Raw genomic sequence first — 6638 nt, 5'->3', positions numbered from 1 at the left:
AGCCATGGCGAAGGAAGCCGAGCGCCGCGCCCGTGACGCCGGTCTGGACATGGCCAAGCTGAACTTCTTCGCTAGCGATCTGGAAAGCCTCAGCGGTTCGTTCCACACCGTGTGCTGCCTGGATGTGTTCATCCACTACCCGCAGCCGGCGGCCGAGGACATGGTGAAGCACCTCTGCGGACTCACCGAAGAGCGCTTGATCGTGAGCTTCGCGCCCTACACACCATTGCTGGCGCTGCTGAAGGGGATCGGCCAGCTGTTCCCCGGCCCGAGCAAAACCACCCGGGCCTACACCCTCAAAGAAGACGGCATCGTGAAAGCGGCTGAGGCCTGCGGCTTCAAACTGGTGCGCCGCAGCTTGAACAAGGCTCCGTTCTATTTCTCGAGGTTGATCGAATTCAACAAGGCCTGACCCTCCCGACTCAGGGTTCGGCCTGGAGGTGGATGAGTCCGAGTTCAGCCAAGCCTGACAACCGCCAGGCATGCAACCGGTAGCCGCCGTCTCCAGGAGTAGCCCTCGCTGAGATTTCACGGTTGAGCAGATACAGCGGATCTCCCAGCAGTGGGCTTCCAAGTTGGGCCAAATGAATTCGGATCTGATGGGGCCGCCCGGTGCGGATCGTCACCTGCAGACGATCCCCATCGGCGGTGCGCTCCAACAGCCTCAATTCGGAATGAGCTGAGAGCCGTTTGCGAATTGGCTCCTCATCCAGTGGTTCCGGCCCCCAGATCCAACCCAGCAGCGGATGCACCCGCTCCACCACATCAGTGGTGACCGTCAGGGTCTGCCCCAGATCCAACCCCGGCACTCGCTGGGCCCAGGCCTGATAGACCTTGCGGCAGCCGCCATCCGGTCGGAACTGCTTCGACCATGCAGCCCGGGTTGCGGCCGTCCTCGCACACACCTGCAGGCCGGAGGTAAATCGGCCCAGCCGGTGCACCGGTCGAGCTCCGCTGGGTTCCAGCAGTGCCGTGAGCGTGTGGCGCAGAAAGCCGCCCCCGGGCATCACCGGCAATCCGGAGGGCTTGTTGATCACCAACAGATCGCCATCGTCATGCAAGGTGTCCCACCGATCTGGAATCGCCTCCTCCCGCCAGGGGGGGCGCCGCCACAGGATCTGTTCAGCCCCTGAAAGCCAATGATCCGCCGAGAGAACTTGGCCGTTGCAATCGAGTTCCCCGGCCTGAATCCGCGCACGCCAGAGATCAGCCGCGGAATGGCGATAGCGCTTGGCCATCCACTCGCTCAACCAAATGCCGGAGATCGCAACCGGCACGCGGTCGCGGTATGTCCAGCCCTGATTGAACGCCGCTGCGCGCCAGCCCGCCGTCAAGTCACCAGACGGTGCTCCAGGGCATAGCGCACCAATTCAGTGCGGCTGGAGGTGCCGGTTTTGTTGAACAAACGGCTCACGTACTTCTCCACATTGCGGATCGACGTTTCCAGCTGGCGGGCGATCTCCTTATTCATCAACCCCTCCGCCACCAACTGCAGAACGCTGGCCTCCCGCGGCGTAAAGCTATGCACTACGGGATCCTTCGAAGGCAACGCTTCGGCCTGGGCCAACAGCGAACGGATCTCGGTGATCTGCTTGGCCATCTGGCCCATGTCCGTATCGGCGAACCGGGCCGCTTCCTGCAGGAGCCGTTGCTGACGCTGGGCCACGTTGCGCACCCGAGCCACCAACTCATCGGGATCGAAGGGTTTGGGGATGTAGTCGTCCACTCCGGCCAGGTAGCCCTGGGTGCGATCCGCCGTCATGCCCTTCGCGGTCAGGAAGATCACCGGCGTGCCACCAAGCCGTTCATCGGCCCGCAGTTTCTTCAGCAGGCCATAGCCGTCCAAGCGCGGCATCATCACGTCGCTGATCACCACGTCCGGCAGCATCTGCTGTGCCTTGGTGAAGCCCTCCTCACCATCCACGGCCGTGGTCACATCAAATCCCTCGTCCTCGAGGTAGGCCTGCACCGCAGTGCGTAGCCCCGGCTCGTCATCCACCAGAAGCAGCCGCGGTGCCGGCGGTGCTGCCTCCTGCTCATCCGTGCTGGGAATCGGCGCGTCGCTCATGGCTGCCATCGCTCTCAGCGCAATGTATGGATCCTCCGCTCAGGGGGCCAGTGCGGGTAACTGCTCCTGACGTTCGGGTATCAGGGTCGAAAAGCCCAGATCCAAGGCCTGCTGGCGCAGGGTGCCCGGGTCGGTTCCCGCGACCTCCGGCACACAGGCCGCCCACCACACCAAGTGATCTTCCCGATTGAAAGGCGTGATCGGGCCGCCGGGGTTGAGCATGCGCACGTAGACCGCCGTCCCCGTTCGCTTCACCCTCAAGGGCTGCAGCAGTCCACAACGCACCGACTCCATGTAGATGTTCAAATCGGCGGGGGATTCTTCCCAGAGGCTGTAACGCCGCAGATCAGGATTGCCAGGGTCCCGTTGGATGCCATAAATCCCGATGGTGCGCATGCCGGCGGCATCGGGTTCCTGGACCAACACCTGCAGATCGGCCGGCCGGCTGTTGCGCATCTGTTCGAGCACGGCCTTGCGATCGAAGCCCTCAGCCGATTGACCACTGAGCAGTGCTGACACAACGGCCCCACCAAGACAGACCATCGGCAATCGCAGATCCATCCAGCAGCGGCAAGGGATGCAGCACCATGATCGCAACAGTGACCAGACGACGCTGACCGAGTCGCCCCTCGCGTTCGATTTCCAAGCCACCACGCCCTGTGCGCCGGAGGTGGTGGAGGCCATGGCGCCCTACTGGAGCGAGCTCTGGGGCAACCCCTCCAGCCGTCAGCACCGGCTGGGGCTCACGGCTGCAGCTGCCGTGAACCTGGCCCGACGGCAGATCGCAGACAGCCTCGCCGTCGCTCCCGAGCGATTGATCTTCACCAGCGGGGCGACGGAAGCCAACAACCTGGCCCTGCTCGGACTGGCACGTCGCCGGGGCCAGGGCCACGTGATCAGCGTGTCCACCGAGCACCACGCCGTGCTCGACCCCTTGGCGCAGCTGGAGCGGGAGGGATTTCGGGTCACCTTGCTCAACCCTGGCACCGATGGACTGATCAATCCCGCGCAGGTGGAGCAGGCGATCGCGACCGACACGATCCTGGTCAGCGTGATGGCCGCCAACAACGAAATCGGCGTCCTGCAACCGCTGGAGGCAATCGCTGAGGTATGCCGACACCACGGGATTGCCATCCACAGCGATGCGGCCCAGGCCTTCGGACACATCCCGCTGCAACCCGATGCCCTGGGGCTCGACCTGGTCAGCCTCAGCGCCCACAAGCTCTATGGCCCCAAGGGGGTCGGCGCCCTCGTCGTGCGCGACGGCATCACACTGGAACCGCTGCAGTGGGGCGGTGGCCAGGAAGCAGGCCTGCGGGCAGGCACGCTTCCGACGGCCCTGATCGTGGGGTTCGCAACGGCAGCCCGAACCGCGCTGCAAGACCGGGTTCAGCGCAACCACCGGCTGCAAACCCTGCGGGATCAACTCTGGGAGGGCCTGCAGCGGCGGATCCCAGGCGTGCTGCTCAATGGAGCCATGGAGCCCCGCCTACCCCACAACCTCAACATCTGCATACCCGGGATCACTGGCAGCCGCCTGCACCGGGCGCTCCGACCCCACCTGGCCTGCAGCAGTGGCTCCGCCTGCAGCAGCGGTGCACCGTCCCACGTGCTGCAAGCGATCGGTCGCTCGCGTGCCGAAGCCGAAGCCTCCCTGCGCCTGAGCCTGGGGCGGACCACCACAGACGACGAGATTCAGCTCGCGGTCGAGCGGATCGCAGCGGCGGTTTGTGCGACCCGCTCGTAAGGCCGGTCCTTTCCAGGTGTTGCCTTCAAGATCATGAGCCTGTCGGTTGGGACCGCCCTACAGGACGGATGGACAACGTTCCAACGCACACCCTGGACGTTTGTCTTTTTTGCCCTGTTCGCGTTCGTGTTGTCCACGGTGGTGGATCTGCTCCCTGGGCTCGCCGGGATCATCGTCAGCGCCTTAGTGGACCTGTGGGCCGCCGTGGGTTTGATCCGGGGCGCTTGGCTCGGCCTCAATGGGGAGCGACCCAGCTTCGGGGATCTGATCAAGATCGATGGCCCCGCCGTCTGGCGTCTGTTCAGCCGGCAATTTCCGCTGACCCTCCTGCTGGGTGTGATCAGCACAACGGCGGCGCTTCTCGCGATCACAGCGGCTGATGCCGGAGAGCTCGCCCAGTCGATCTACAACCAAATCCCGCTCATTGACCCCGCCAACACCGAGTCGATCGAGGGTCTGATCGCTGAGATCACAACCCTGGCCTTCGCTGTCACCAGCAGCCCCGTCGCCATGGTGATCCTTCTGATCGCAGCCGGTCTGACCATTTACATCCAGGTGAATCAGACCTTCCTGGGGTTCCTTGCCGTGGTGAAGGGGTTGGGACCGATCGCAACCATCCAAGAGGGCTTCCGAACCGTCCAAGGAGAGTGGTGGGCTGTGCTGGGACTGCTGGTGATGCAACTGGGCGTCATCCTGCTCGGCGCCTTTGCCTGCGGGTTCGGCCTTCTGGCCGCCATTCCCGTGGTGTTCTGCAGCACAGCATCGGCCTACCGACAGCTGTTCGGAACGGATGATCAGGCAGGCCTGCTGGCCTGACGCTGCGCCAGCCGCCATTTCGCACTGCGGCTGCGGGGGTTGCGGTCCTGTTCCGCCTCAGTGGCCACCACCGGCTTCCGGGTGATCCGTCTGAGGCGTTCATCGTCCTTGAACGCCGTTTTCACCCGCCGGTCCTCGAGTGAGTGAAAACTGATGACCCCCAAGAGACCGCCAGGCTCCAGCCAATCCGGGGCCTGCTGCAACAGGCGCTCCAACACGCCCAACTCATCGTTGACAGCAATGCGCAGGGCCTGAAACGTACGGGTCGCGGGGTGGATGCGGCCGCGACGCGCCTTGGGGGCATAGCAGCCGGCCACGGCATAGGCGAGGGCAGCGGTGCCTTCGAAGGGCCCCTGGGACGCCAAATCAGATTTGATGCGCCGGGCAATCCGCCGCGACAGCCGCTCTTCGCCATAGGCGTAGATCAAATCGGCCAGGTCGTTTTCCTCGAGGCGATCGATCAACTCGGCCGCGGTTTCACCCTCCCCCTCCGGATTCATGCGCATGTCGAGGGGGCCATCCAGGCGGAAGCTGAAGCCACGCCCCGCCACATCCAGTTGCGGACTGCTGACACCTAAATCGGCGAGCACCATCACCGCCGGCTCCGTTGGTTCATAGGCGGAGAAATTGGTCGCCACGATCTCCACCCGATCACCGAACGGTGCCAAGCGTTCCGCCGCCGCCGCCCGGGCCGTGGGGTCTTGGTCGAGGCCAATCAAACGCAGTTGAGGACAGCGTTCCAGCAACAGCGCACTGTGGCCGCCACCCCCGAGGGTTGCATCGATGACAAGGCCGTCAGCGCGGGGCAAGTGATCCAACGCAGCGACCACCGCATCGGCGAGAACGGGAACGTGATCAAAGCTGTTGGCGTCGCTCAAACGAAGATGCGGGGGGTTTTACCTAAGATCGTTCTATTGCCTTGCCCATCGGTGTCATGACGCAGCTGGAGACGCGCACGGAGCCGATGGTGGTCAACTTCGGCCCCCATCACCCCTCCATGCACGGGGTGCTGCGGCTCGTCGTGACCCTGGATGGCGAAGACGTTGTGGATTGCGAGCCGGTGATCGGCTACCTCCACCGCGGCATGGAGAAGATCGCTGAGAACCGCACGAACGTGATGTTCGTGCCGTACGTGAGCCGCATGGACTATGCGGCGGGCATGTTCTACGAAGCCATCGTGGTCAACGCCCCGGAAAAACTGGCGGATATTCCCGTTCCCAAGCGAGCCAGCTACATCCGGGTGTTGATGCTGGAACTCAACCGGATCGCCAACCACCTGCTCTGGCTTGGACCCTTCCTGGCCGACGTTGGTGCCCAGACCCCGTTCTTCTATATCTTCCGGGAACGGGAGATGATTTACGACCTCTGGGAAGCCGCCACCGGCCAGCGGTTGATTAACAACAACTACTTCCGAATCGGTGGTGTTGCAGCTGATCTGCCCTGGGGCTGGCTGGAAAAATGCAAAGACTTCTGCGACTGGTTTGCACCCAAAATTGACGAATATGAAAAGCTGATCACCAACAACCCCATCTTCCGGCGCCGCATCGAAGGGTTGGGAATCATCCAACGGGACGACGCCATCAACTGGAGCCTCAGTGGTCCCATGTTGCGCGCCTCCGGTGTGCCCTGGGATCTCCGCAAGGTGGACCACTACGAGTGCTACGACGACTTCGACTGGCAAGTCGCCTGGGAGAAAGAAGGCGACTGCTACGCCCGCTATCGGGTGCGCATTGAAGAGATGCGCCAATCGCTGAAGATCCTTCGCCAGGCCTGCGACATGATCCCCGGTGGCCCCACCGAGAACCTCGAAGCCAAACGCCTCAACGAAGGCAAAGGCAGCGATGCCGCTGGGTTCGACTTCCAATATGTGGCCAAGAAGGTGGCGCCCACCTTCAAGATCCCCGATGGTGAGCTCTACACCCGTCTGGAATCCGGCAAGGGAGAAATCGGGGTGTTTATCCAGGGCAACAACGACGTCACCCCTTGGCGGTTCAAGATCCGGGCCGC

Annotated in this window: 7 protein-coding genes and 1 pseudogene; 4 read left to right on the top strand and 4 right to left on the bottom strand. The window is 63.4% G+C overall.

The window, feature by feature from the left end; translation table 11 throughout:
- Positions 1–412 (top strand): annotated as a pseudogene (locus tag ACGVKB_RS07405) (magnesium protoporphyrin IX methyltransferase); the annotation flags it as partial.
- 10 nt (positions 413–422) lie between these two features.
- Here ACGVKB_RS07405 and ACGVKB_RS07400 read toward each other — a convergent pair.
- From ACGVKB_RS07400 to ACGVKB_RS07390, 3 genes are read right to left on the bottom strand one after another with little or no spacing between them, the layout of a single operon-like run.
- On the bottom strand, positions 423–1334 hold the full coding sequence (locus tag ACGVKB_RS07400; RefSeq protein WP_392350671.1) for a pseudouridine synthase family protein: 912 nt from the start codon (positions 1332–1334) through the stop codon (positions 423–425).
- A complete protein-coding gene (locus ACGVKB_RS07395) occupies positions 1331–2068 on the bottom strand; it encodes a response regulator transcription factor (RefSeq protein ID WP_392350669.1) in 738 nt (245 codons plus the stop codon). Before ACGVKB_RS07395 ends, ACGVKB_RS07400 begins: the two co-directional genes overlap by 4 nt.
- Before the next feature lie 39 nt (positions 2069–2107).
- The gene (locus ACGVKB_RS07390; RefSeq protein ID WP_392350667.1) at positions 2108–2629 is read right to left on the bottom strand and encodes a hypothetical protein; all 522 of its coding nucleotides are present in this window, start codon (positions 2627–2629) and stop codon (positions 2108–2110) included.
- A gap of 16 nt (positions 2630–2645) precedes the next feature.
- Here ACGVKB_RS07390 and ACGVKB_RS07385 point away from each other — a divergent pair, with 16 nt between their 5' ends.
- Together ACGVKB_RS07385 and ACGVKB_RS07380 are read left to right on the top strand one after the other, a co-directional pair.
- Positions 2646–3815, top strand: a complete 1170-nt coding sequence (locus tag ACGVKB_RS07385; RefSeq protein ID WP_392350665.1) for a cysteine desulfurase family protein — start codon at positions 2646–2648, stop codon at positions 3813–3815.
- A 33-nt stretch (positions 3816–3848) separates the two neighbouring features.
- Entirely contained in the window at positions 3849–4631 is a 783-nt protein-coding gene (locus tag ACGVKB_RS07380) for a hypothetical protein (protein WP_392350663.1), read from the top strand.
- Here the strand turns inward: ACGVKB_RS07380 and rsmH are convergent.
- Positions 4610–5509: a 16S rRNA (cytosine(1402)-N(4))-methyltransferase RsmH gene (rsmH, locus tag ACGVKB_RS07375; RefSeq protein WP_392350661.1), complete on the bottom strand. Its 900-nt coding sequence runs from the start codon at positions 5507–5509 to the stop codon at positions 4610–4612. The two genes, ACGVKB_RS07380 and rsmH, sit on opposite strands and share 22 nt — an antisense overlap.
- Positions 5510–5565: 56 nt before the next feature.
- On the opposite strand from rsmH, the gene ACGVKB_RS07370 reads away from it, so the two are divergent.
- Positions 5566–6638, top strand: a 1073-nt coding sequence (locus tag ACGVKB_RS07370) for an NAD(P)H-quinone oxidoreductase subunit H (RefSeq protein ID WP_392350673.1), incomplete at its 3' end; no start/stop codon positions are given.

The organism is Parasynechococcus sp., from assembly GCF_042954325.1.
Taxonomy (GTDB): Bacteria; Cyanobacteriota; Cyanobacteriia; order PCC-6307; family Cyanobiaceae; genus Parasynechococcus.
Note: the sequence above shows the minus strand (reverse complement) of the source record. Positions and strands in the feature narration are given on the sequence as shown.

Bases quoted from the DNA above. Each gene is read 5' to 3' on its own strand.
- ACGVKB_RS07395 (WP_392350669.1), bottom strand. From the start codon at position 2,068: ATGAGCGACGCGCCGATTCCCAGCACGGATGAGCAGGAGGCAGCACCG.
- ACGVKB_RS07390 (WP_392350667.1), bottom strand. From the start codon at position 2,629: ATGGATCTGCGATTGCCGATGGTCTGTCTTGGTGGGGCCGTTGTGTCA.
- ACGVKB_RS07385 (WP_392350665.1), top strand. From the start codon at position 2,646: ATGCAGCACCATGATCGCAACAGTGACCAGACGACGCTGACCGAGTCG.
- ACGVKB_RS07380 (WP_392350663.1), top strand. From the start codon at position 3,849: ATGAGCCTGTCGGTTGGGACCGCCCTACAGGACGGATGGACAACGTTC.